The organism is Geothermobacter ehrlichii, assembly GCF_008124615.1.
In the GTDB taxonomy this organism is placed as follows: Bacteria; Desulfobacterota; Desulfuromonadia; order Desulfuromonadales; family Geothermobacteraceae; genus Geothermobacter; species Geothermobacter ehrlichii.
In genome coordinates this window covers 59,975-82,679 of the sequence record NZ_VNIB01000009.1, presented here as the reverse complement: position 1 = coordinate 82,679, position 22,705 = coordinate 59,975, and the positions used below count along the sequence as shown (strand labels likewise).

Here is a 22,705-nt window from a genome sequence, read left to right as displayed (position 1 = left end):
CTCTCCCCCCGGCCGAAGAGCCCGCGTCTCACGGAAGACGGCGGATCTCCTCGATCACCACCTGCTTGCGCGGCAGGTTCTGGAACAGGCCGTTCTTGCGCACAGTCGGCGTCCTGCCGATGCGGTCGACGACATCCATTCCCTCGACCACCCGGCCGAAGACGGCGTAGCCGAAGGTGCGCGGCGAGTTGCCGCGATGGTCGAGGAAGGCATTGTCCACCAGGTTGATGAAAAACTGGCTGGTCGCCGAATCGATGACGCTGGTCCGCGCCATGGCGATGGTGCCGCGCCGGTTGGACAGGCCGTTGGCCGCCTCGTTGCGGATCGGCGGTCGGGTCGGCTTGCGCCTGAGGCGGGTGTCGAAACCGCCGCCCTGGATCATGAAGCCGTCGATCACCCGGTGAAAGACGGTGCCGTCGTAGAAACCGGCATCGACATAGGCAAGAAAGTTGCGCACGGTTTCCGGCGCCTTCTGCTCGTCGAGCTCCAGGGTGATGTTTCCCATGCTGGTTTTCATCACCACCCTGGTTCCCGCGACGGCGGGTACCGCCAGCAACAACAGACAGAGAATCACTACCGTACGCATGGTCGACCTCCCTGGTACCTGAATCAGCGAGAGTTCGCTGATTCAGGTGTCTCTATTCCGCTTTCAAATCCCGCTGCATCAGGTCGATGACCGCCGTCCGCGCCGGCTTGTCCTCGTAGAGGATCTGGTACATCTGGCTGATGATGGGCGCCTCTATTTCCAGTTTCCGCGCCAGCTGGTAGGCGGACAGGGTGGTCTTCACCCCTTCGGCGACCATCTGCATGCCGCCGAGAATTTCGCTCAGGCTGCGCCCTTTGCCCAGCTCGACGCCGACACTGCGGTTGCGCGACAGATCGCCGGTGCAGGTCAGTACCAGGTCCCCCATGCCGGCCAGTCCGGCCAGGGTCGCCGGCTGCCCCCCCTTGGCCGTCGCCAGACGGGTGATTTCGGCCAGGCCGCGGGTGATCAGGGCGGCCCGGGTATTGTGGCCGAAACCGAGACCGTCGGAGACGCCGGCAGCCAGGGCGATGACGTTCTTCAGCGCGCCGCCCAGTTCGATGCCGACGATGTCGCTGTTGGTGTAGACCCGGAAATAATCGGTGCTGAACGCCTTCTGCACCCGGGTCGCCACCGCCGGCCGCAGGGCGGCCACCGCCACCGCCGTCGGCATTTCCGCCGCCACCTCACGGGCAAAGGAGGGGCCGGAAAGAAAGGCGCTGCGCTCGAGAATACCGGCCGGCCCCACCTCTTCCAGCACCTCGGACATCAGCAGCAGGCTGTCGTTCTCGATCCCCTTCGAGGCTGAAACGACGATCGCCTGCCCGGGCAGATACCGGCAGGCTTCGGCGAACACCTGCCGCAGCACTTGGCTCGGCGGTACCAACAGCAGCATCTCGCAGCCGGACACCGCCTTGTCGAAGCTGTTGGTGAAGGCCAGATTCTGGTTCAGAATCACGCCGGGAAGATAGACATCGTTCTCCCGCGTTCGCGGCAGGCGCTCCGCCAGCTCCCGTTCATAGAGCCAGAGCGTCACCTCGTGGCCGGATTTCGCCAGCAGGTTGGCCAGGGTCGTGCCCCAGCTGCCGCCGCCCAGCACGCCGATCTTCATTTGGTTACACCTCGTTCGTCCATCTGATCCTTGCCGTTTCGAACTATCTTATCACGTCCTGTGCCGCCGGTCAGATCGCCTTCTTCTTCCGCCGGATCCGGTCGTCTATCCGCCCGATGCGTTTCTCCAGCAGCTCCGGCAGCGGATAGCGGCCGCGCAGGCCGGCGAGCAGCCGGCGGGCCCGGACCAGTTCGTCGCGCCGCTCGTAGATGCCGGCCAGCGACCACAGGGCCTCGAGGGCGAAACGATCGTCCGGCCACCTCTTCGCCGTCCTTTCGAAGACCTCGGCGGCCCGCTCGGGCTTGCCCTCGAGCAACAGGGCGACGCCGATGCGGTAGCTCACTTCCGGCTGCAGGGGGCTCTGCGGATAGAGCTTCTGCAGGGTTTCGAACTCGATGCGGGCCTGTTCGTAGTTGGCGAGCCTGAAGTAGCAGTCGGCGATCTGGTAGCGGATGCGGTCGGCATCGGCCACGCCGGCATCGGCCAGCCGCTGCAGCAGTGGCAGGGCGTTGCCATAGTCGTGCAGGCGGTTGCGGTAGATCCGCGCCGCCTGCCGCAGCGCCTTTTCGGCCTGGGGGCTGCGGGGATCATCTCGCACCAGGGTCAGGTAGGCGAGCAGGGCCTGCTGCGGCCGGTTCAGCTGCAGCTCGAGAATTTCCGCCTTCAGCAGGCGCGCCGCGGACGCCAGCGCCTTATCGGGCGCGATCCGCACCACCCAGCCGAGCCGGTGCACGGCATCTTCATGCTCTCCCCGGTGAAAGAGACGCTGCGCCTGCTGAAACTGCCAGCCGGCCAGCGGGGCACGGCCGAACCAGCCGGCGGCGACCGCCGCCAACAACAGAACCGAAAGGATCAGGGTCAGCCGCCGCAGTCGGCGGTAACGGAGAGAGTTACTCCTCCGTCGCTTCCTCTCCTCCTTCTGCAGCCTCCGGCGCAGCTTCCGCAGCGACTGTTCCCTCATCCTCCTCGTCCTTCTCCGCCAGTCGGGCGACAGCGACGATGCGTTCGCCCTCTTCCAGCACCATCACCCGAACCCCCTGGGTATTGCGTCCGATCTGGCGAAAATCACTGACCCGGGTCCTGAGCAGCTTGCCGCGATCGGTGATCAGCATCAGGTCCGATTCGGCGTCGACCAGCTTGATGTCGATGACCTCGCCGTTGCGCTCCGAGGTCTTGATGGTGATGATCCCCTTGCCGCCGCGGCTCTGCAGCCGGTATTCGGCGAGGGCGGTCCGCTTGCCGTAGCCGTTGACCGTCACCGTCACCAGGTCGGAGCTGGTGGCGTCGGTCACCGTCTCCATGCCGATGACCTGATCTCCCTTCTCCAGGTTCATGCCGCGCACGCCCCGTGCGGTGCGGCCCATGGGGCGCACGTCGCTCTCCGGAAAGCGGATCGACTTGCCCTGGCGGCTGGCGAGGATGATGTCCATGCCGCCGTCAGTCAGCCGGGCGGCGATCAGGCTGTCGTCCTCGTCGATGGTCAGGGCGATGATGCCGCCGGCGCGGGGATGCGAATAGGCCATCAGGTCGGTCTTCTTGATGATACCGTTGGCGGTGGCGGTGATGATGTACCTGCCTTCTTCGAAGGCCTTGACCGGCAGGATGGTCTTCACCTTTTCTCCCGGCTCGCAGCGGATCAGGTTGACGATCGCCTTGCCGCGCGAAGCGCGGCCACCCTGCGGAATCTCGTGTACCTTCAACCAGTAGACCTTGCCCCGGTCGGTGAAGACCAGGATGTAGGAATGGGTCGAGGCGATGAAGATGTTCTCGACGAAGTCCTCGTCCTTGGGCCGCATGCCGGTCTTGCCCTTGCCGCCGCGCCGCTGCGCCCGGTAGAGGGAGACGGCGTTGCGCTTGATGTAGCCGCCGTGTGACACCGTCACCACCATGTCTTCCTCGACGATCAGATCCTCGAGGGAGAACTCACCCGATTTTTCGACGATTTCGGTACGCCGGTCGTCGCCGTAGCGATCGCGGATCTCCTCCAGCTCCTGCTTGATGATCTTGAGAATCTCTACCTCGGAGGCGAGGATCTCCTTCAGCCGCTGGATCAGGGCCAGAACGTCGCGGTACTCGGCCATGATCTTGTCCCGCTCCAGGCCGGTCAGCCGGTGCAGGCGCATGTCGAGAATCGCCTGGGCCTGCTTCTCCGAGAACTTGAAGCGGGCCATCAGCTTCTCCTTCGCCTCGGCCGGGCTGGCGCTGCCCTTGATGATGGTGATCACCTCGTCCAGATTATCCAGGGCGACCTTCAGACCTTCGAGAATGTGGGCCCGGGCCTCGGCCTTCTTCAGCTCGAAGATGCAGCGCCGGGTGACGATCTCCTTGCGGTGCTCGATGAACTTGTCAAGCACCTCGCGCAGGGTAAGCACCCGCGGCTGGCCGTTGACGATCGCCAGCATGATGATGCCGAAGCTCGACTGCATCGCCGTCATCTTGTAGAGCTGGTTGAGAATCACCTGCGGAATGGTGTCCTTTTTCAGCTCGATGACGATGCGCATGCCGTCGCGGTCCGATTCGTCCCGCAGATCGTTGATCCCCTCGATCTTCTTCTCCTTGACCAGATCGGCGATCTTCTCGATCAGCCTGGCCTTGTTGACCTGGAAGGGGATTTCGGTGATGACGATGCTCTCCCGGCCGGTGCGGCGGTCCTTCTCCACCATCGCCCGCGCCCGCATCTGCACGATGCCGCGCCCGGTGCGGTAGGCCTCGCGGATGCCGTCACGGCCGAGAATGAAGCCGCCGGTGGGAAAGTCGGGTCCGGGAATCTTTGCCACCAGCTCGTCGAAGGAGATCTTCGGGTCGTCGATCACGGCGATCAGGCCGTCGATCACCTCGCCCAGGTTGTGCGGCGGAATCTTGGTCGCCATGCCGACGGCGATCCCCTCCGAGCCGTTGACCAGCAGGTTGGGAAAACGGCAGGGCAGAACCAGCGGTTCCTGCAGCGAATCGTCGTAGTTGGGTCCGAAATCGACCGTCTCCTTGTCGATGTCGGCCAGCAGTTCGTGCGCCAGCCGGTTCATCCGCACCTCGGTGTAACGCATGGCCGCCGCCGAGTCACCGTCGATGGAGCCGAAGTTGCCCTGGCCGTCGATCAGCGGGTAACGCATGGAGAAGTCCTGCGCCATGCGAACGATGGTGTCGTACACCGCCGAGTCGCCGTGCGGATGGTACTTACCGATGACGTCCCCGACCACGCGCGCCGATTTCTTGTAGGGCTTGTTGTAGTCGTTGCCCAGTTCGTGCATGGCGAACAGCACCCGGCGGTGGACCGGCTTCAGGCCGTCCCGCACGTCGGGCAGGGCGCGTCCGATGATGACGCTCATGGCATAGTCCATGTAGGACTTGCGCATCTCGTCTTCGATGTTGACTGTCACTCTATTCTGCTCGGAAAGCATGAAATTCCCTCCGGAAAGGTGTTAAAACCGGAAAACCTCGCAACGCACAATATGCGGAAGAGAAAGCGCACGCCGAAAGACCTGAAAATTCATCCTTTTGGATTTTCCCGGCGGCCGCTGTTCTTTCTCTCCGCCTCCGCGTCGGATTTTCTGTGCCTAGATATCCAGGTTCGAGACGTTCAGGGCGTTGTTCTCGATGAACTCGCGGCGCGGCTCGACCTGGTCTCCCATCAGCACGGTGAAGATCTCGTCCGCCTCGACCGCGTCCTCGACCTTGACCTGCAGCAATACCCGCTTTTCCGGGTCCATCGTGGTCTCCCAGAGCTGCTCCGGGTTCATCTCACCCAGTCCCTTGTAGCGCTGGATGTACTGCCCCTTGCGCGCGCGGTCGAGGAAGAAGTTGAGCAGGTCCTGCCGGTTGTCGAAGGTCTCTTCCCGGCCGTCGTCGAGGGTGACATTGGCTTCCTGCCGGTGGCAGATGTTCTCCACCTGGCGGTAGGCCTGCAGCAGCAGCTTGTACTCGTGGCTCGACAGCAGCTCGAGGGTCGAGCGGTCGATGCGCGCCCGCACGTTGCCGAGCGAGAAGAGAATCCGTGGCGGCTCGTCGAAGACCTGGTACTCGCCGCGCGGCTCCAGCTGCCGCAGCTGCTCCGCCACCGGCGTCAGATCGTCGAGATCGCCGTAGCCGTTCTGCATCTTGCCCTCAACGAAGATGCGCAGCACCTCGCGGTTGATCCCCTTCTGCACCTTGCGTTCGAACTGGGCGTTGAAGCTGATGATCTGACGCAACGTCGGAATGATCTGCTTGCCGCGCAGGGTCTTCCCCATCTCCGGCAGCTCGAGGCTGACCCCCTCGACCCCTTCGGCCAGCAGGTACTCCTGCAATGCCATCTCGTCCTTGAGGTAGATCTCCTTCTTGCCGCGCTTGACCTTGTACAGCGGCGGCTGGGCGATGTAGAGATGTCCCCGCTCGACGATTTCCGGCATCTGCCGGAAGAAGAAGGTGAGCAGCAGAGTACGGATGTGGGAACCGTCGACGTCGGCGTCGGTCATGATGATGATCCGGTGGTAGCGCAATTTGCTGATGTCGAAGTCGTCCTTGCCGATGCCGGTCCCCATGGCGGTGATCAGGGTGCGGATCTCGTTGGAGGTCAGCATCTTGTCGAAGCGGGCCTTCTCGACATTGAGAATCTTGCCCTTCAGCGGCAAGATGGCCTGGTAGCGGCGATCCCGTCCCTGTTTGGCGCTGCCGCCGGCCGAATCACCCTCGACCAGGTAGATTTCGCACAGCGCCGGGTCCTTCTCCTGACAGTCGGCCAGCTTGCCCGGCAGGGCCAGGGAGTCGAGTGCCCCCTTGCGCCGGGTCAGATCGCGCGCCTTGCGCGCCGCCTCCCGCGCCCGGGCCGCCTCAATCCCCTTCTCCAGAATCCGCCTGGCGATGGTCGGATTCTCTTCGAGAAATTCCGCCAGTTTCTCGTTCATCAGCGTCTCGACGTAGCCCTTGACCTCGGAATTGCCCAGCTTGGTCTTGGTCTGGCCCTCGAACTGCGGGTTGGGGATCTTGACCGAAATGACCGCTGCCATCCCCTCGCGCAGATCGTCGCCGGAGATGGTGGTCTTCAGGTTTTTCAGCAGGTTGTTGCTGCTGGCGTAGGTGTTCATCGTCCGGGTCAGGGCCGCCTTGAAACCGGACAGGTGGGTTCCCCCCTCGTGGGTGTTGATGTTGTTGGTGAAGGAGAAGATCTTCTCGTCGTAGCCGTCGTTGTACTGGATGGCGATTTCGATGTCGCAGTTGTCCTTGACCCCGCGGATGTAGATCGGCTTCGGGTGCAGGGCGTTCTTGGCCCGGTTCAGATACTCAACGAAGGAGATGATCCCCCCCTCGTACTGGAACACGTGCTCCTTGTCGGTGCGCTCGTCCTGGATGCGGATCTTGACGCCGGCGTTGAGAAAGGCCAGCTCGCGCAGCCGCCGGGAGAGAATCTCGAAGGAAAATTCGGTCGTTTCGAAAATTTCCGGATCGGGCCAGAAGGTGACGCTGGTACCGTGGCGTTTGGTTTCGGCCCCCCGGGTCAGCGGCCCGGTCGGTACCCCCCGGTCGTAGCTCTGGGTCCAGACATGGCCGTCCCGCCAGATCTTCAGCTCAAGATGGCTCGACAGGGCGTTCACCACCGAGACGCCGACGCCGTGCAGACCGCCCGATACCTTGTAGGCGCCCTCACCCTTGTCGTCAAACTTGCCGCCGGCGTGCAGCACCGTCATGACCACCTCCGCTGCCGGCTTGTTCTGGGTCTTGTGTATGTCGACCGGAATGCCGCGACCGTTGTCGAGCACGGTCACGGAACTGTCGGCATGCAAAGTGACCAGAATGTCGTCGCAATGGCCGGCCAGAGCTTCATCGATCGAATTGTCCACCACCTCGTAGACCAGGTGATGCAGACCGTTCAATCCCGTCGAGCCTATGTACATGGCGGGCCGCTTGCGGACCGCCTCCAAACCTTCCAGAACCTGAATGCTGTCGGCCTGGTAACCTTTCTGTTGTTTTTCTTCACTCATAGAAATCCCCATCAAGGGCGGTCCGGCTCGATCCGGCCCGCCTCCACGTAGTAGCTGTTGACCTGCATTCCCGGCAGAACGCAGGTTTCCCTGTCGGTCGTGGTCAGAAAAACCTGGCCACTGTTCTCGCGCACAAAGGCGAAGAACGCCTGGCGCCGGTTCCGGTCGAGTTCGCTGGTCAGATCGTCCAGCAGCAGCACCGGAAAATGTCCCTTTTCGCGCCGGTAGTCGAGCAGCTGGGCACACTTGAAGGCCAGGATGAAGGAACGCTGCTGTCCCTGTGAGCCGTAGTGCCGCAGCGGCCGGCCGTCGAGGGAAAACGCCACCTCGTCCCGGTGCGGTCCGGCCAGGGTCTGGCGGCAGAGACGCTCCCTTTCCTCGACCCGGGCCAGCTCCTCCAGCAGGGCCGCAGCGTCTGCCGTCACCTGCCGGCCGAAGGCGAGATCGGCCGTCTCCTTGCCGCCGGTGATGAACCGGTAGCACTCGGCCAGGTGGGGCCGGATCCGGGCGGCGAAATCGAGCCGCGCCCGGCGCAGCCGGGCGCCCGCTTCCGCCAGCCTTTCGCTCCAGGGCCGCAGCTCTTCCGCCCGGACGACATCCTTCTTGAGCAGACGGTTGCGCTGTTCGAGACAGCGCCGGTAATCCCTGGCCACCTGGAGAAAGGCCGGATCGGTCAGAAAGATGGCCCGATCCAGCAGGGCTCTCCTGCCGGCCGGCCCTCCCCTGATCAGGGCCGTCTCCTCCGGCGCGAAGAGAACTGTCTGCAGATGACCGAGAAAATCGGCGACACTGCGCACCCGCTCGCCGTCGACAAAGCCTCTCTTTTCTCCCCGGTGCAGGACCAGGCGCAGCTCGTGCCCTACCTGCCCGCTGCGCGTCAGCGCCGAAAGGCGTGCCGACTCACCGTCCCAGGCGATGAGCTGCTGCAGCCGGGCGGTGCGAAAGCTCTTCAGCTGCGTCAGCAGGTAGACGGCTTCGAGAAGATTGGTCTTTCCCTGGCCGTTGTTTCCCCAGATGAGGTTGATGCCCGGGCCCGGCACGAACTCCTGTTCCGCCAGGTTTCTGAATCCGGCTAGGACCAGCCGCTCAAGACGCATGATCGGTCGCTCGCCGGCGTTTGCGGCGCTGGCGGTCCATCAGAGCCGCATCGGCATGACCACCGCCAAAAAGTTGTCGTCGTCGACGGGCCTGATCATGCCGGGAGACATATTGTCCCTGATCTGCAGGCTGATCTCGTCGGCGTCCTGCACCTGCAGAATGTCGAGCAGATACCTGGCGTTGAAGCCTATGGCGATCTCCTGCCCGGCATAGTCGACCTCGAAATCCTCGCGCGCATCGCCCAGTTCAGGATTGGAGGAGGAAATCTCGAGCTTGCCTTCAGTCAGCGACAGCTTGACTCCGCGCGATTTTTCGCTCGACAGGATGGCCATGCGCCGCAGGGCATGGAAGAACGTGTCCCGGGGGATGCGCGCCCTGATCTCCTGATCCTGCGGGATGACCCGGTTGTAGTCGGGAAATTCGCCGTCTATCAGGCGCATGACAATGGTGGTCGTGTCCTTGCGAATGATGGCGTTGTTCTCGAGAAAGCCGAGATCGATCCGGCTCTCCCCTTCTTCCGCGATCTTGCGCAGCTCCAGAACCCCTTTTTTCGGGAAGATGACCCCCTTGGCCAGCTCCTCGCTCTTAAAATCCTCCAGTTCCCGTTGCACCAGGGCCAGTCTGTGACCATCGGTGGCGACCAGACGGAGCATCTGGCGACCGTCGACATCCAGAGTCTGGAAGAAAATGCCGTTCAGATTGTACTTGCTCTCGTCCGTCGACATGGAAAAGGCCGTCTTTTCGAGCATGTCGCTGACCACTTTGCTCGGCAGGGTCAGAAAACGACACTGGTCGACTTCGGGAAAGTAGGGAAATTCGTCCGCCGCCAGCCCGACGATGTTGAAGAGAGCCTTGCCGCAGGACAGTTCGATCCAGCAGTTTTCCTTGGCCTGGAAACTGACCCGGTCCTCGGGAAGTTCCTTGATGATCTCGAACAGTTTTCGCGCCGAAACCGTCACCTTGCCGGGTTTGCTCACCTCGGCCGGATAGCTGGCCCGCATGCCGACTTCCAGATCCGTCGCCGTGAGGACGATTTCGTTCTGCTCGGCGACGATCAGGACATTGGACAGAATCGGGATGGTGTTGCGTTTTTCGACGATGCCCTGCACCCGGGCCAGTGCCTTGAGAAAGATTTCTCGCTCGATGGAAAACTGCATGGGCTCCTCCTGTCGACAGGACCTAGCTTTTTCTATCTTTTCTTAAAAAGGATCGTAGTAACAGATAGTTCCTGTTGAAGCTGTTGATAGCCTTGAATCCGTTGCAATTTCAACTGGTTTGAAAATTTCAGCGCTGTTGAGAATCTCGCCCCTTTTTTCGCCTTTCTGTGGATGGCTCGAATGTTGTCCCTTTGTTCACAGTTTGTGCTCCGCTGCAACCACAGGTTTTCCGGTCAGCTCTCCAGACTCGAGCGGATCGAGGCGACGGTCGCGCTGAGCTGCATGTCCTCGGCCATTTTGCTTTCGATCTTCTTGATGGCGTGGATGATGGTCGAATGGTCCTTGCCACCAAACTTCTCCCCGATTTCCGGATAGGAGCAGGAGGTCAACTGCCGGCACAGGTACATGGCCACCTGGCGGGGAAGCACCAGCGCCTTGAGACGTTTCGCCGATTTCAGGTCGCTGACCTTGATGCCGAAATGGGTGGCGACGGTCTTCTGGATCTCCTCGATGGAGAGTTCGCGCCGTTTTTCCACCAGGATGTTCTTCAATACCTCGCGGGCCATGGCCAGGGTGATTGGAGTCGAGGTCAGGCTGGCGTAGGCGCCGAGACGGACGAGATAGCCTTCGAGCTCCCGGATGTTGCTGCTGACCGAGTTGGCGAGAAAAAGAGCCACGTTTTCCGGCAGATCGATGCCGTTCTGCTCGGCCTTCATCTTGAGGATGGCCTGCTTGGTCTCGACGTCGGGCGCCTGGATGTCGGCGATCAGCCCCCATTCGAAACGGGAGCGCAGACGTTCCTCGAGTCCCGGTATTTCCTTTGGAAACTTGTCGGAGGTGACGACGATCTGCTTGTGCGATTCGTAGAGGGAGTTGAAGGTGTGAAAGAACTCCTCCTGCGTCCGCTCCTTGCCGGCGATGAACTGGACATCGTCGATCAGCAGTACGTCCATGGAACGGAATTTCTTGCGAAACTCGTCCATCTTGGCGTAGCGCAGGGAGTTGATGAGTTCGTTCATGAATTTTTCCGACGTGTAGTAGCAGACTCGCATGTCGGGGTTCTCTTCCAAAATGGCGTTGCCGATGGCGTTGATGAGATGGGTCTTGCCGAGGCCGACACCGCCGTAGATGAACAGCGGGTTGTAGGTGGTGGCCGGGTTGCTGGCCACCGCCCGGGCCGCCGCATAGGCGAACTGGTTCGACGAGCCGGAAATGAACGAAGCGAAGGTGTACTTGCGGTTCAGGTTGTAGACGCCCGGATTGACCGCGGTGCCGGACCGCTTGATTTCGATGGACGGCGCCGCCTTGCCCGGTGCCGGTTCGTCCTGCTTCTCCTCGTCAGGTCTGGCGACTTCGATCTGCAGTTGATAGGAGACGGCGCCGATGTCGGAGAGGGTCTCCTGGATGAGATCGGCGTAGTTGTCCCTGATCCAGGACAGAAAGAAGCGGTTGGGAACCGCGATGCGTACGGTGTCCCGTTCGATGGAGACCAGGCGAATGGGCTTGATCCAGGTGGAGAAATGCTGGGGATTGAGATCCTTCTGCAGCTTTTCCAGTGTTTCCTGCCAGATCGAACTCATTGAGAACCGGTATCCTGATGGGTTGGATTTGCTGGGCAGAGGGGAAAGTGGCAAGGCCCACTTATCCACAAGTCTGTAAACAGGTGTGGATATTCTTTGTAACTAATTGAAATAAGGGGAAAAATTCAATCAAAAAAAGAGTCTCAGACAGGAGATTAAGCTAACAGAGGGGCAGGCCGTTTGCAACCCTTTTTTCCACAGGCTTGTGTCTGACTCCGATAAGTTCTTGACAGATAAACTGATTTGCGGTTAAAAGTGCACTTTGCTGCTTGAAGCAAGCCTGAGTATTCATGAGACAGGAGATACGGAGAAATGAAGCGTACCTACCAGCCGAGTCGTATCAGCCGTAAGAGAACCCATGGCTTTCGCAAGCGGATGCAGACCAAGAACGGTCGTGCCGTCATCCGTCGCCGTCGCGCCAAGGGACGGAAGGTCCTTTCGGTCACCATCCCCCAGAAGTAAAGAGAGGGGCGAGCTGGTGGAACAGCTCGACAACCGCTTTCCCGCCGAACGTCGCCTCAGGAAACGGCGGGATTTCATCAAGTGCAAGCAAATGGGACGGATAATACACACGTCCCATTTTCTTGTTTTTGCCCTGAAAAGGGATGACGAACAGGTCCGGCTGGGTGTGACCGTCAGCCGCCGGGTTGGCGGCGCCGTCACCCGCAATCGCGTCAAGCGACTGATTCGGGAGTTTTTCCGTACCCGTCAGCAGCAGCTGCCCAAGGGCTTCGATCTGTCGATCATCGCCAAGGGGCATGCCGGGAATATCGATTTAGCCACGGTCTGCAGCGAGCTGGAGGTTCTTCTGCGGCCCGAAGTCTACGAAAAGAAGAGGCTGAAGCGGTCATGCTCCGGCAAATCCTGATTCTGGCCATCGAACTCTACCGCTGGTTGCTGTCTCCCCTGAAGCCGCCGGTCTGCCGCTTTTATCCCAGCTGTTCCTGCTACGCCAAGGAAGCGCTGGTTCGGCACGGGCTGGCCAAGGGACTGCTGCTCGGACTGCGGCGCGTGGCGAAATGCCATCCCTGGCATCCCGGCGGCTATGACCCAGTTCCCTGATACGTTCCGGAGTCTTCATGGAAAACAGAAATACCATTATCGCGCTCGTTCTCATGGCCGTGGTCTGGTTCGGCTACAACCTTCTCTTTCCGCCGGCACCGGTGCCTTCCGAAAAGAGTGCCGCTCCTGCCGTCGAACAGAAGGCTGCTGCCGAGCATCTCGACACGGCGCCGGCATCCGTACCGGCGCCGGTTCTGCCGCCGGCTGCAAAATCCGCTGCCGGAATGTCCGCCGACTATGTCGAAAGGACGCTGACGGTTGAAAATTCCCTCTATCGGGCAAAACTCACCACCTCTGGCGGCCGGCTGGTCAGCTTCTCCCTCAAGCAATACCGGCAGCAGGCCGAGCCGGATTCCGAGCCGGTTGTACTGCACGCCGCCGGTGACAAGACTGGACTGAGTCTGGTCACCAGCGGCGGTGAAAGCATCAATCTGCCGGCGGATGCACCCTTTCAGTTGCTGGAAGGCGACGGCCCGATCGTGCTCGAGTCCGGCGAACAGAAGCAGGTCGTTTTCCGCTATGTCGATGCCGGCAGTGGCCTGACGGTCGACAAGGTCTTTACCTTTCGCGGCGACGAGTACCTGATCGACCTGGAAATCAGGATCGCCAACCCGGGTCGCCAACAGCTTCAGGGGACTCTGACACTCGGTCTGGTTCATCCCTGGGACGAAAGCCAGAATGTCAGTCGTTACGGCTTCGTCGGCCCGGCGACCCTTGTTGGCGAGGGGCTGGAGACCGACAGTGTCAAGTCGCTGAAAAAAGAGAGCAAGACCTACAGCAAGCCGGTCTGGTCCGGGTTCGAAACCAAGTACTTTATCACTGCTTGCGTTCCGCTGGAGAAAGCGGCCGACAAGGTTGTTCTCCTCTACCGCAACGACAGCGTCGTCAACAATTTCGTTTCGCCCTACCTGCAGCTTCCGCCCGGACAGAGCCTCGGTCTCGGCTATCGTCTCTACTTCGGTCCGCTCGATTTCGAGATTCTCAAGGCGGCTGGACACAGGCTCGACAAGGCGATCGATCTCGGCTTCTTTACGCCGATCGCCGCGCCGCTGCGGGTGGTTCTGCATTTCTTCCACAGCTATACCGGCAACTGGGGACTGGCCATCATTCTGTTGACGGTGATCATCAAGCTGATTTTCTGGCCGCTGACCCACAAGAGCTACAAGTCGATGCGGGAGATGCAGAAGATTCAGCCGGAGATGCAGAAGATACGCGAGAAATTCCGCCATGACCGGGAGCGGATGAACAAGGAGATGATGTCCCTGTACAAGGAAAAACGGGTCAATCCCATGGGCGGCTGTCTGCCCATGCTGGTCCAGATACCGGTCTTTTTCGCCCTCTACAAGGTGTTGATGGTCGACATCGCCCTGCGCCACGCGCCCTTCATCTTCTGGCTCAACGACCTTTCGGCCAAGGATCCCTACTACATTACGCCGATCATCATGGGCGTGACCATGTTCATCCAGCAGAAGATGACGCCTTCTTCCATGGATCCGACCCAGGCCAAGGTCTTCATGGCGATGCCGATCGTCTTTACCTTTCTTTTCCTCAACTTCCCGTCGGGACTGGTCATCTACTGGCTGGTCAACAACATCCTGACCATCGGTCAGCAGTACATGATCCGGCGGCAGTACAGTTGAACGAGAGATGGAGAACCTGTTTGAATTTCGCTGTCGCTGCGCCGGCCTCGAAGACGCGGTCAGGGCCGGCATAGAACGGTTCGATTGCCGGCGCACCGATCTCGATGTCGATATCGTCACTCCCGCCCGCCGGGGACTGTTCGGTCTCTTCGGTCGCCGAGACGCCGAATTCCGCCTGCGGATCGGCAACCGGCTGGCGGCGGCCCGGATCGTGCTGCACCGGCTGCTCGAGCTGGCCGGTTTCGCCGACGAACTGCAGCTGGACATCAACGAAGGGGACAACCTTCTGATCATTGAGTCGCCGCACAATGCCCTCATCATCGGCAAGAAGGGACTGACCCTCGACAGCTTCGAGTATCTGGTCAACGGCATCGTCGATCGGTACCTGCCCGACGGTGTCCGCCTCCGGCTCGACTGTGGCCGTTTTCGCCAGCGGCAGAAGGAGAACATCAGGAGACTGGCCCGGGAGCTGGTCGAAAAGGCCCGCAAGACCGGTCGTCCCGTTCTCAGTGAGCCGCTGCCGGCAGAACACCGGCAGATCATTCATCAGATGGTCAAGAAATTTCCCGACTGCACGTCACGCTCACAGGGACAGGGTGTTCTCAAGAAGGTCAGCATTTCCAGCCTGAGGAAGTAGACGTGCGCACCGATGCGACCATTGTCGCCCCGGCAACTCCAAGGGGCGAAAGCGGGCTGGCTGTCATCCGGCTTTCCGGCGACCGGGCCGAATCGATCCTGCGCCGGATCTTCCGCCCGGCCCGTCCGCTTGACAGTTTCGAGTCGCACCGCCTTTACTACGGCCATGCCGTTGACGGAAGCGAGGTTGTCGACGAGGTGATGGCCGTGCTGATGCGGGCGCCGAAAACCTTCACCCGCGAGGACGTGGCTGAAATACACTGTCACGGTGGTCCCCTTCCCGTCAGCCGGATCGTCGCTCTCTGTCTGCGTCAGGGCGCGGTTATGGCCCGGCCCGGCGAGTTTACCCTGCGTGCCTTTCTCAACGGACGCCTCGATTTGGCCCAGGCCGAAGCTGTCGCCGGCATCATCCACGCCCGTTCCGAGGCCGCCGGCCGCGCGGCTCTCGGTCAGCTTGAGGGCCGGCTCTCCAGCCGGCTGCGAGTTCTGAAGAAGGACCTGGTCGAGCTGCTGGCGCATCTTGAAACCCATATCGATTTCGTCGAGGAGGATATCGATCTTCCCGACCAGGATAAGTGGTGCGAGCGGGTCGCGGCCGTGCGGCGGCAGGTGGAGGAAATTGCCGCCACCTACACCTCGGGGAGGATGCTCAAGGACGGGGTGCGGGTGCTTATTCTCGGCAAGCCGAACGTCGGCAAGAGTTCCCTGCTCAATTGTATGCTCGGTGAATCGCGCGCCATCGTCTCGGAATGGGCCGGCACGACCCGCGATACCATTGAGGAAAACCTGGTTCTCAACGGTTTTCCCCTGCGCCTGATCGATACCGCCGGTATCCGTCAGACCGAGGATCCGGTCGAAAAGGAAGGGGTTGAGCGGGCCCGGCAGAAGATTCGCTCTGCCGACCTGGTTCTGTTTCTGGTCGACGGTAGCCGGCCGATTGATGACGACGACCGGCTGGTTTTCGACTTCTGTCCGTCCGAGCGTACCCTGCTGGTTGTCAACAAGATCGACCTGCAGCAGTCTCCCCTCCCCTCCTGGCTCTCCGGACTGCCCCGGGTCAGCATTGGCGCCCGTGATCATATCGGAATCGATCGCCTGGGCGACGCTCTGTGCAGGCTGCTGGGGGACGACAGGGGCGATGCCGGCGAGTCGCTGCTGGTCTATGAAAGTCGTCATTACCAGGCCCTGCTGCACTGCAGTCAGGCCCTGGATCGCCTGTTGCAGTCCCTTGAGCAGGGTGAAAGTCCGGAGTTTCTCGCCGTCGATCTGCAGGATGCACTCAGGTCCCTGGGGGAGATCACCGGCGAGACCACGCCCGACGACGTTCTCGATACCATTTTCAGTCAGTTCTGTATCGGTAAATAGGGGTAGTGTTCCACGTGGAACATTTCCACAACATGTTGTGGCTGTTCTCGTCTCATGGGGCAAGGTTTAGGTTCGCAGGATGTTCAGTTACGGCAAATCCTATCAGGTAATCGTTGTTGGCGCCGGCCATGCCGGCTGTGAGGCGGCACTGGCGTCGGCCCGCATGGGGTGTGCGACACTGCTGCTCAATCTCAGCCTGGACGCGGTGGCGGAAATGTCCTGCAATCCGGCCATCGGCGGTCTGGCCAAGGGGCATCTGGTGCGGGAGATCGATGCCCTGGGTGGGGAGATGGGGTTGGCCATCGACGAAACCGGCATCCAGTTCCGACAGCTGAATACTAAGAAGGGGCCGGCGGTGCGGGCCTCGCGGGCGCAGGCAGACCGTCACGCCTACGCCACCCGCATGAAAAGGGCGCTGGAGAAACAGGATAATCTCGATCTGAAACAGGGCGCGGTCAGTGCCGTGTTGGTCGAGGATGGACGCGTGGTCGGGGTGACGACCCGTGAGGGGCTGGAATTTCGCGCCCCGGCGGTGGTGCTGACCACCGGTACCTTCATGCGGGGGCTGATCCATGTCGGCCTCAACAGCTATCCGGGCGGTCGGGCCGGAGAACCGCCGTCGGAAGGTCTTTCCGACTGTCTGCGGAAGCTCGGTCTACAGGTGGGGCGACTGAAGACCGGAACGCCGCCACGGCTGGACGGAAGAACCATCGATTTTGACCGGCTCGAAGCCCAGCCCGGTGATCCGGAGCCGCGTCCCTTCTCCTTTCTCAACGACCAGATCGAACGGGAACAGGTCTGCTGTCATATCACCTACACCAGTGAAGAGACCCATGCGATCATCAGGGGAGGACTCGACCGGTCGCCGCTCTACAGCGGGGTGATCGAGGGTGTCGGTCCCCGTTACTGTCCTTCGATCGAGGACAAGGTAGTGCGTTTTCCAGACAAGACCCGGCATCAGATCTTTCTCGAGCCGGAGGGGGCCGACAGCGGCGAGATCTATCCCAATGGGGTTTCGACCTCGTTGCCGCCGGACGTGCAGCTGGCCTTTCTGCGGACCATTCCCGGTCTCGAGCGGGTCGAAATCATGCGGCCCGGCTATGCCATCGAGTACGACTATGTCGATCCGATCCAGCTGCGCCCTACCCTCGAAGTGCGGCGAATCCGCGGTCTCTATAACGCCGGACAGATCAACGGCACCTCCGGCTACGAAGAGGCCGCCGCCCAGGGTCTGGTGGCCGGCATCAACGCCGCCAGGCAGGTCCTCGGCCGGCCGCCGCTGGTGCTGCGCCGCGACCAGGCCTATATCGGGGTGCTGATCGACGATTTGATCAATCTCGGTGCCCCGGAGCCCTACCGCATGTTTACCTCGCGTGCCGAATACCGGTTGCTGCTGCGGGAGGACAATGCCGACCAGCGTCTGACCCCGATCGGCCGCGACCTGGGGCTGGTCGACGATGCGCGCTGGAGCCGTTACGAAAGGAAGATGGCGGAGGTGGCGCGGGGGCGGACCCGACTGCAGCAGATTCGGGTGTCGCCGTCCGATCGTGAGCGTCTCGAGCGTCTCGGCCTGAACGGGCTCAGAAACGGGCTCAGCCTGGAAGAGCTGTTGCGGCGGCCCGAAATCGGCATCGAATCGCTGAAAGGAATCGACAGCGAACTGGCCGGGCTGTCGTCCGAGGCGCTGGAGCAGCTGGAGATCGCCACCAAGTACCAGGGCTACATCGATCGCCAGCTGGAAGATGTCGCCCGCTTTCGCAAGCTGGAGGAGAAGGTCATTCCTGCCGATTTTCGCTACGACGGCATCGACGGACTGTCGCTGGAGGTGCGGGAGAAGCTGCAGAAGCACCAGCCGGCGACCCTCGGCCAGGCCTCGCGGATTCCCGGGGTGACCCCCGCCGCCATCGCCGTGCTGTCGGTGTTGCTGCGCCGCCGGGAGAGCGTTGATGGATGAGCTGCGGCTGCTGGCGCAGGGGCTGGAGAAGCTGGGCCTGGACGTCGAACCGGAATCGCTGCCACGTCTGATCGCATTTCTCGATCTGCTCCAGCGCTGGAACGACAGGCACAACCTGACCGCCATTCGGGATCGGCGGCAGGCGCTGGAAAAACACCTGCTCGATTCCCTGACTCCCCTGCCCTTGCTGCCCGCGGGAGTGCGACTGCTCGATTTCGGCTCGGGGGCGGGGCTGCCGGGGCTGCCGCTGAAGATCGTCCGGCCCGACATCGAGCTCTGCTCGGTGGAGTCGGTGGGCAAAAAAGCGGTCTTTCAGCGCCAGGTCGTCAGGCAACTGCGGTTGCGGCGGGTGGAGGTCGTCCAGCAGCGGCTTGAGCGGTTCGCCGAGGCCGCCGAGCGCCAGGGAAGCTTTGACGGCGTCATCTTTCGCGCCGTCGGGCGGGTAGCCGATTTCGCTCCCCTGGTCCTGCCGCTGCTGGCGGACGGTGGATACCTGATCGCCATGAAGGGCGCGGAAGGGGAAACGGAGTGGGCTGACCTGCCGGTTGCGGGACTGGTACGGGAGAAAAAAGTGGGACTCGTCTTGCCCTTCTCTGCGGCGTCCAGGTGGCTGCTTGTTTGGAAAAAACAGTAAAAACAATATGTTGCAACATGAAGATGCGACGGATGACGCCTGGCGTCGGGCGGGCCGGGTACTCCTTTAAGACTTCAACGGCGGAAACGAATATGCTAACCTGTGCGGCCTGAACCGCCCGATGGAGAGGTTTCTCAATGGCACAGATCATCGCGATAGCCAATCAGAAGGGGGGCGTGGGCAAGACCACGACCGCGGTCAACCTGGCGGCGTCACTGGCGACGGCGGAAAAGAAGACTCTGCTGGTCGACATGGACCCTCAGGGCAACGCCACCAGCGGAATCGGCCTGGAGAAAGAGAATCTCGAGCTGACCGTCTACCATGGGCTGCTCGGCGAGTGTTCCGCCGCCGAACTGCTGCAGCCAACCCAGCTCGACCATCTGCAGGTGATGCCGGCGACGCCTGACCTGATCGGCGCCGAGGTGGAGCTGGTTTCGGCCATTGCCAGGGAAAAGAAGCTCAAGGCGCTGCTGGCCGAAATCGAGGATGAATTCAGTTACATTCTCATCGACTGTCCGCCGTCGCTCGGCCTGCTGACGGTCAATGCCCTGACCGCTGCCAACCGGGTGCTGATTCCGATGCAGTGCGAATACTATGCGATGGAGGGTTTGAGCCAGCTGCTCAACACCATCTCCCTGATTCGGCAGGAGCTGAACCCCCGTCTTTCCCTCGACCACATCCTGCTGACCATGTTCGACGGGCGCAACAATCTCTCGCACCAGGTCGGCGAGGAGATCCGCACCCATTTCCCCGAACAGCTCTGCGAGACCATCATTCCCCGCAACATTCGTCTGTCCGAGGCACCGAGCCACGGCCTGCCGGTTCTGCTCTACGACATCGCATCCAAGGGGGCGCAGGCCTACCTCGATCTGGCCCGGGAAATCATCCAGGCGGAGGTGTGACCATGGCGAAACGACCCGCACTCGGCAAAGGTATCGGAGCGCTGATCAGCAGCGCCGGCAAGGCGGCCGGCAACGAAACGGCCGGTGCCAGCAAATATTTTCTCTGTCCCATCGAAGAGCTGAAGCCGCACGGCCGGCAGCCGCGCAAGACCTTCGATGGCGCCAAGATGGCCGAACTGGTGGCCTCCATCAGGGAGAAGGGGGTCATCCAGCCCCTGGTGGTGCGCAAGCAGGATGGTCACTATCAGATCATCGCCGGCGAACGCCGCTGGCGGGCGGCCCAGAAGGCCGGCCTGAAGGAAGTGCCGGTGGTGATCCAGGATGTCTCCGAGGATTGGGCCCTGGAAATGGCCCTGATCGAAAACATCCAGCGCGAAGACCTGAATCCAATCGAGGAAGCCGAGGCCTACCGCCATCTGATGGAGAGCTTCGATCTGTCGCAGGAAGAAGTGGCCAGGCGCGTCGGACGGGAACGGTCAACGGTGGCCAACATGCTGCGTCTGCTCAAGCTGCCGGGCAAGGTGCGCAGCGACGTGATCGCCGGCGAACTGAGCATGGGGCACGCCCGCGCCCTGCTCGGTCTGGAGGACGAGGAGGACATCCTCGAGGCCCGGGACCAGGTTGTCGCCCGAAAGCTCTCGGTCCGTGAGTGCGAGGCCCTGGTCAAGAAGATCAAGAACTTCGGCCAGCCGTCGCGCAGCAAGTCGGAGCCGGCCCCGGTCGATCCGGAGCTGAAGCGGCTGGAGGAAGAGCTGAAGCGCGCCCTGGGAACCCAGGTCAGGATCCTGCCCCGCGGCAAGGGGGGGAAGGTGGAGATCAGCTACTTTTCCGCCGAGGAGCTGGAGCGGATTCTCGCCCTGCTCGGCGTCGACTAGGTGGAGGCGAGATGCGCAGGGAGAAAAGGGGGACGACAGGCATGAAAAAGGATCATCCGGTGGAAAAGGGCGATATCAAGGCCTTTCTCGGTCCGGGCAGCTGTTTCGAGGGCAAGCTGCAGTTCGACGAAATCGTGCGTCTCGACGGTCGCTTCAAAGGTGAGATCGCCAGTCGCGACACCCTGATCGCCGGCCGGGAGGCCGACATCGAGGCGGAAGTCACCGTTGGCACCCTGGTTCTCTCCGGTCGCTTCAAGGGCAATATCAGGGCTTCGGTCAAGGTCGACCTGCGGGCGCCGGCCCGGGTCGAGGGGAACATCGAGACGCCCGTGCTGGTGGTCGAGGAGGGCGTACTGCTCAACAGCACCCTGCAGATGGGGGAACGCGCCGGGCAAGACCCCGAAAAAAGCGAGTGATTTCTGATGGTTAACATACAGACCCCCGGTCGGTGTCCATCCGCCAGGCCGGACCGGACCCGAATGGGTGCCGGGAAAAGACCGAAAGAAGAAACGATTAATACAAACAGCGTCTTGACATGGTCGGTGGGCTGTGTTTAGTATGCGCTGATTTGCCGCCCGGCAACTTTTTTATTACCCTGATCGTCTGTATACAGTATACCAAGGAACCAAGGTTCCGAAGGCAGAGGTTGACCCGTGATAAGTCTCGATCTGACACTCGTCATCCAGTTCGTCAATTTCATCATTCTCATGGTGCTCCTCAACCTGATTCTCTATCGCCCGCTGCGAAAGGTTCTGCAGGAGCGTCAGGAAAGCATCGAGGGCGGGCACGCCCGGGCCACCGAGCTTGAAGCCCGGATTCGGGAGAAGATGGCCGAGTACGATGCGCAGCTCCAGGAGGCACGGCTGAAGGGCAACCAGGAGCGTGCCGCCCTGCGCAAGGCCGCCCAGGAAGAGGAAGCCAAGATTCTGGCCGCTGCCCACAACGAGGCCAGCAGCAATCTGAAGAAGATCAAGGACCAGGTGGCGGGCGAGGCCGAGGCCGCCCGCAAGGCGCTTGCGGCCGAGTCGAAAGCGATTGCCGCCCAGATCGCCAGCCAGGTTCTCGGGAGGTCTCTGTCGTGATGAACAAGAAGTCGACGTTGAAACTGGCCGCGGCGATCGCGCTGCTGCTTCTCTGCGCCGGAACGGCCGTTGCCTCCGGCGGGGAACACCATGCCGACAGCGGCGTCCTGCTCAAGGACTTTCTCTGGCGCTGTCTCAACTTTGCCGTAACCATCGGCCTTCTCGCCTATTTTGTCACCAAGCCGCTCCGGCAGGGGCTGGCCGGTCGCCGGCAGAAGATCGCCGACAGCCTGGCCGAGGCCGAGAAGGTCAGGGCCGAGGCCGAAGCGAAGTTTGCCGAGTATGACCGCAAGCTGGCCGAGGCTACGAAGGAGATCGAAACCATCTATCAGGAGATCCGCCAGGACGGCGAACGGGAGCGCGAGCGGATTCTGGCCAACGCCCGGGAGATGGCCGAGAAGATCAAGGCCGAAGCCCAAAAGTCGGCGGAGCTGGAGATCGCCCGTGCCCGCGCGACCTTGCGCGAGGAAGCATCGAAGATGGCCGTCGAGATCGCCGAGCAGATGCTGCGCGAGAAATTCAGCCGCGACGACCAGTCCCGTCTGGTGGATGAATACATTCAGAAGGTGGGAGAATTACATTGAGTACCAGTGCGATAGCGAAACGATACGCCCGGGCGCTGGTCGGCATCGGCGCCGAGCAGAAGATGGTGGAGCAGTTCGGCGAGGAACTCGCCCGAGTCCGCGAGGCCTTCGCGACCGAGGAGTTTCTCCGCCTGATCCTCGAAAGCCCCACCTTCCCGCTGGCCAAGAAGAGTGCCATTCTCGCCGACCTGGTCGACGCCCTGAAGATTTCCGACGGGATGCGCGCCTTTCTCGGCCTGCTGCTGGAGAAGGACCGCCTGCGCTTTCTGTCCCAGATCGACCAGACCTATCGGCAGCTGGCCGACGACCTGGCGGGCGTGCAGCGGGCCAGGGTTGTGTCCGCCACCGAACTCGACGACAAGCAGCGGCAGGCGATCAAAGCCGGGCTCGAAAAGCAGACCGGCAAGAGCATCGAGCTGACCGTCGAGGTCGACGAGGAGCTGATCGGCGGAATTCAGGTCGAAATCGGTGGCCGGCTCTTCGATGCCAGCCTCAAGACTCAGCTGAAACGTATTGAAGATACCTTAAAAAAGGGGTGAGAAGGTCCT

The 22,705-nt window shown here is 61.7% G+C and carries 22 protein-coding genes; 14 read left to right on the top strand and 8 right to left on the bottom strand.

All coding sequences use genetic code 11. The annotated features are described in order from the left end of the window. Window positions 1–28 precede the first annotated feature (28 nt). The 8 genes from EDC39_RS10415 to dnaA form a co-directional block, all read right to left on the bottom strand. On the bottom strand, window positions 29–586 hold the full coding sequence (locus EDC39_RS10415; RefSeq protein ID WP_148896321.1) for a peptidylprolyl isomerase: 558 nt from the start codon (window positions 584–586) through the stop codon (window positions 29–31). Window positions 587–638: 52 nt separating this feature from the next. Then, window positions 639–1,634, bottom strand: coding sequence for an NAD(P)H-dependent glycerol-3-phosphate dehydrogenase (locus EDC39_RS10410; RefSeq protein WP_148896320.1), 996 nt, complete (start codon window positions 1,632–1,634; stop codon window positions 639–641). A gap of 70 nt (window positions 1,635–1,704) precedes the next feature. After that, window positions 1,705–2,595 carry a tetratricopeptide repeat protein gene (locus EDC39_RS10405; protein WP_148896319.1) on the bottom strand — a complete coding sequence of 297 codons (891 nt, stop codon included), beginning with the start codon at window positions 2,593–2,595 and terminating at the stop codon, window positions 1,705–1,707. Beyond that, window positions 2,525–5,032 carry a DNA gyrase subunit A gene (gyrA, locus tag EDC39_RS10400; protein ID WP_148896318.1) on the bottom strand — a complete coding sequence of 836 codons (2,508 nt, stop codon included), beginning with the start codon at window positions 5,030–5,032 and terminating at the stop codon, window positions 2,525–2,527. Before gyrA ends, EDC39_RS10405 begins: the two co-directional genes overlap by 71 nt. Window positions 5,033–5,188: 156 nt before the next feature. After that, window positions 5,189–7,588, bottom strand: coding sequence for a DNA topoisomerase (ATP-hydrolyzing) subunit B (gyrB, locus tag EDC39_RS10395; protein ID WP_148896317.1), 2,400 nt, complete (start codon window positions 7,586–7,588; stop codon window positions 5,189–5,191). A gap of 11 nt (window positions 7,589–7,599) precedes the next feature. Then, complete coding sequence (recF, locus tag EDC39_RS10390) at window positions 7,600–8,685, bottom strand: DNA replication/repair protein RecF (RefSeq protein WP_148896316.1); 1,086 nt, start codon at window positions 8,683–8,685, stop codon at window positions 7,600–7,602. A 39-nt stretch (window positions 8,686–8,724) separates the two neighbouring features. Further along, window positions 8,725–9,843 (bottom strand): DNA polymerase III subunit beta, encoded by a 1,119-nt coding sequence (gene dnaN, locus EDC39_RS10385; protein WP_148896315.1) that lies wholly within the window; start codon window positions 9,841–9,843, stop codon window positions 8,725–8,727. Window positions 9,844–10,076: 233 nt separating this feature from the next. Beyond that, window positions 10,077–11,423 carry a chromosomal replication initiator protein DnaA gene (gene dnaA, locus EDC39_RS10380; RefSeq protein ID WP_148896314.1) on the bottom strand — a complete coding sequence of 449 codons (1,347 nt, stop codon included), beginning with the start codon at window positions 11,421–11,423 and terminating at the stop codon, window positions 10,077–10,079. A 312-nt stretch (window positions 11,424–11,735) separates the two neighbouring features. Here dnaA and rpmH point away from each other — a divergent pair, with 312 nt between their 5' ends. From rpmH to atpH, 14 genes are all read left to right on the top strand, one after another. Next, window positions 11,736–11,885, top strand: a complete 150-nt coding sequence (rpmH, locus tag EDC39_RS10375; RefSeq protein ID WP_148896313.1) for a 50S ribosomal protein L34 — start codon at window positions 11,736–11,738, stop codon at window positions 11,883–11,885. Between the two features lie 16 nt (window positions 11,886–11,901). Continuing rightward, entirely contained in the window at window positions 11,902–12,291 is a 390-nt protein-coding gene (gene rnpA, locus EDC39_RS10370) for a ribonuclease P protein component (protein WP_187426751.1), read from the top strand. Continuing rightward, window positions 12,273–12,485 carry a membrane protein insertion efficiency factor YidD gene (gene yidD / locus EDC39_RS10365; protein WP_148896311.1) on the top strand — a complete coding sequence of 71 codons (213 nt, stop codon included), beginning with the start codon at window positions 12,273–12,275 and terminating at the stop codon, window positions 12,483–12,485. The genes rnpA and yidD overlap by 19 nt, the downstream gene beginning before the upstream one ends. A gap of 17 nt (window positions 12,486–12,502) precedes the next feature. Beyond that, the gene (gene yidC, locus EDC39_RS10360) at window positions 12,503–14,125 is read left to right on the top strand and encodes a membrane protein insertase YidC (protein ID WP_148896310.1); all 1,623 of its coding nucleotides are present in this window, start codon (window positions 12,503–12,505) and stop codon (window positions 14,123–14,125) included. 7 nt (window positions 14,126–14,132) lie between these two features. Further along, window positions 14,133–14,762: a R3H domain-containing nucleic acid-binding protein gene (locus tag EDC39_RS10355; protein WP_148896309.1), complete on the top strand. Its 630-nt coding sequence runs from the start codon at window positions 14,133–14,135 to the stop codon at window positions 14,760–14,762. A gap of 2 nt (window positions 14,763–14,764) precedes the next feature. Beyond that, window positions 14,765–16,126, top strand: a complete 1,362-nt coding sequence (gene mnmE / locus EDC39_RS10350) for a tRNA uridine-5-carboxymethylaminomethyl(34) synthesis GTPase MnmE (RefSeq protein WP_148896308.1) — start codon at window positions 14,765–14,767, stop codon at window positions 16,124–16,126. 79 nt (window positions 16,127–16,205) lie between these two features. Next, window positions 16,206–18,080, top strand: a complete 1,875-nt coding sequence (gene mnmG, locus EDC39_RS10345; RefSeq protein ID WP_148896307.1) for a tRNA uridine-5-carboxymethylaminomethyl(34) synthesis enzyme MnmG — start codon at window positions 16,206–16,208, stop codon at window positions 18,078–18,080. Then, window positions 18,073–18,714, top strand: coding sequence for a 16S rRNA (guanine(527)-N(7))-methyltransferase RsmG (rsmG, locus tag EDC39_RS10340; protein WP_148896306.1), 642 nt, complete (start codon window positions 18,073–18,075; stop codon window positions 18,712–18,714). The genes mnmG and rsmG overlap by 8 nt, the downstream gene beginning before the upstream one ends. Window positions 18,715–18,851: 137 nt before the next feature. Continuing rightward, window positions 18,852–19,616, top strand: coding sequence for a ParA family protein (locus tag EDC39_RS10335; RefSeq protein WP_148896305.1), 765 nt, complete (start codon window positions 18,852–18,854; stop codon window positions 19,614–19,616). Window positions 19,617–19,618: 2 nt separating this feature from the next. After that, window positions 19,619–20,491, top strand: coding sequence for a ParB/RepB/Spo0J family partition protein (locus tag EDC39_RS10330; protein WP_148896304.1), 873 nt, complete (start codon window positions 19,619–19,621; stop codon window positions 20,489–20,491). 11 nt (window positions 20,492–20,502) lie between these two features. Next, window positions 20,503–20,907 (top strand): bactofilin family protein, encoded by a 405-nt coding sequence (locus EDC39_RS10325; protein WP_148896303.1) that lies wholly within the window; start codon window positions 20,503–20,505, stop codon window positions 20,905–20,907. A 237-nt stretch (window positions 20,908–21,144) separates the two neighbouring features. Next, window positions 21,145–21,573 (top strand): ATP synthase F0 subunit B, encoded by a 429-nt coding sequence (locus EDC39_RS10320; protein WP_148896302.1) that lies wholly within the window; start codon window positions 21,145–21,147, stop codon window positions 21,571–21,573. After that, a complete protein-coding gene (gene atpF / locus EDC39_RS10315) occupies window positions 21,573–22,157 on the top strand; it encodes a F0F1 ATP synthase subunit B (RefSeq protein WP_148896301.1) in 585 nt (194 codons plus the stop codon). Before EDC39_RS10320 ends, atpF begins: the two co-directional genes overlap by 1 nt. Continuing rightward, window positions 22,154–22,696 carry an ATP synthase F1 subunit delta gene (gene atpH, locus EDC39_RS10310; protein ID WP_148896300.1) on the top strand — a complete coding sequence of 181 codons (543 nt, stop codon included), beginning with the start codon at window positions 22,154–22,156 and terminating at the stop codon, window positions 22,694–22,696. Before atpF ends, atpH begins: the two co-directional genes overlap by 4 nt. Window positions 22,697–22,705 lie beyond the last annotated feature (9 nt).

Bases quoted from the DNA above. Each gene is read 5' to 3' on its own strand.
- EDC39_RS10415 (WP_148896321.1), bottom strand. From the start codon at position 586: ATGCGTACGGTAGTGATTCTCTGTCTGTTGTTGCTGGCGGTACCCGCC.
- EDC39_RS10410 (WP_148896320.1), bottom strand. From the start codon at position 1,634: ATGAAGATCGGCGTGCTGGGCGGCGGCAGCTGGGGCACGACCCTGGCC.
- EDC39_RS10405 (WP_148896319.1), bottom strand. From the start codon at position 2,595: ATGAGGGAACAGTCGCTGCGGAAGCTGCGCCGGAGGCTGCAGAAGGAG.
- gyrA (WP_148896318.1), bottom strand. From the start codon at position 5,032: ATGCTTTCCGAGCAGAATAGAGTGACAGTCAACATCGAAGACGAGATG.
- gyrB (WP_148896317.1), bottom strand. From the start codon at position 7,588: ATGAGTGAAGAAAAACAACAGAAAGGTTACCAGGCCGACAGCATTCAG.
- recF (WP_148896316.1), bottom strand. From the start codon at position 8,685: ATGCGTCTTGAGCGGCTGGTCCTAGCCGGATTCAGAAACCTGGCGGAA.
- dnaN (WP_148896315.1), bottom strand. From the start codon at position 9,843: ATGCAGTTTTCCATCGAGCGAGAAATCTTTCTCAAGGCACTGGCCCGG.
- dnaA (WP_148896314.1), bottom strand. From the start codon at position 11,423: ATGAGTTCGATCTGGCAGGAAACACTGGAAAAGCTGCAGAAGGATCTC.
- rpmH (WP_148896313.1), top strand. From the start codon at position 11,736: ATGAAGCGTACCTACCAGCCGAGTCGTATCAGCCGTAAGAGAACCCAT.
- yidD (WP_148896311.1), top strand. From the start codon at position 12,273: ATGCTCCGGCAAATCCTGATTCTGGCCATCGAACTCTACCGCTGGTTG.
- yidC (WP_148896310.1), top strand. From the start codon at position 12,503: ATGGAAAACAGAAATACCATTATCGCGCTCGTTCTCATGGCCGTGGTC.
- EDC39_RS10355 (WP_148896309.1), top strand. From the start codon at position 14,133: ATGGAGAACCTGTTTGAATTTCGCTGTCGCTGCGCCGGCCTCGAAGAC.
- mnmG (WP_148896307.1), top strand. From the start codon at position 16,206: ATGTTCAGTTACGGCAAATCCTATCAGGTAATCGTTGTTGGCGCCGGC.
- rsmG (WP_148896306.1), top strand. From the start codon at position 18,073: ATGGATGAGCTGCGGCTGCTGGCGCAGGGGCTGGAGAAGCTGGGCCTG.
- EDC39_RS10335 (WP_148896305.1), top strand. From the start codon at position 18,852: ATGGCACAGATCATCGCGATAGCCAATCAGAAGGGGGGCGTGGGCAAG.
- EDC39_RS10330 (WP_148896304.1), top strand. From the start codon at position 19,619: ATGGCGAAACGACCCGCACTCGGCAAAGGTATCGGAGCGCTGATCAGC.
- EDC39_RS10325 (WP_148896303.1), top strand. From the start codon at position 20,503: ATGCGCAGGGAGAAAAGGGGGACGACAGGCATGAAAAAGGATCATCCG.
- atpF (WP_148896301.1), top strand. From the start codon at position 21,573: ATGAACAAGAAGTCGACGTTGAAACTGGCCGCGGCGATCGCGCTGCTG.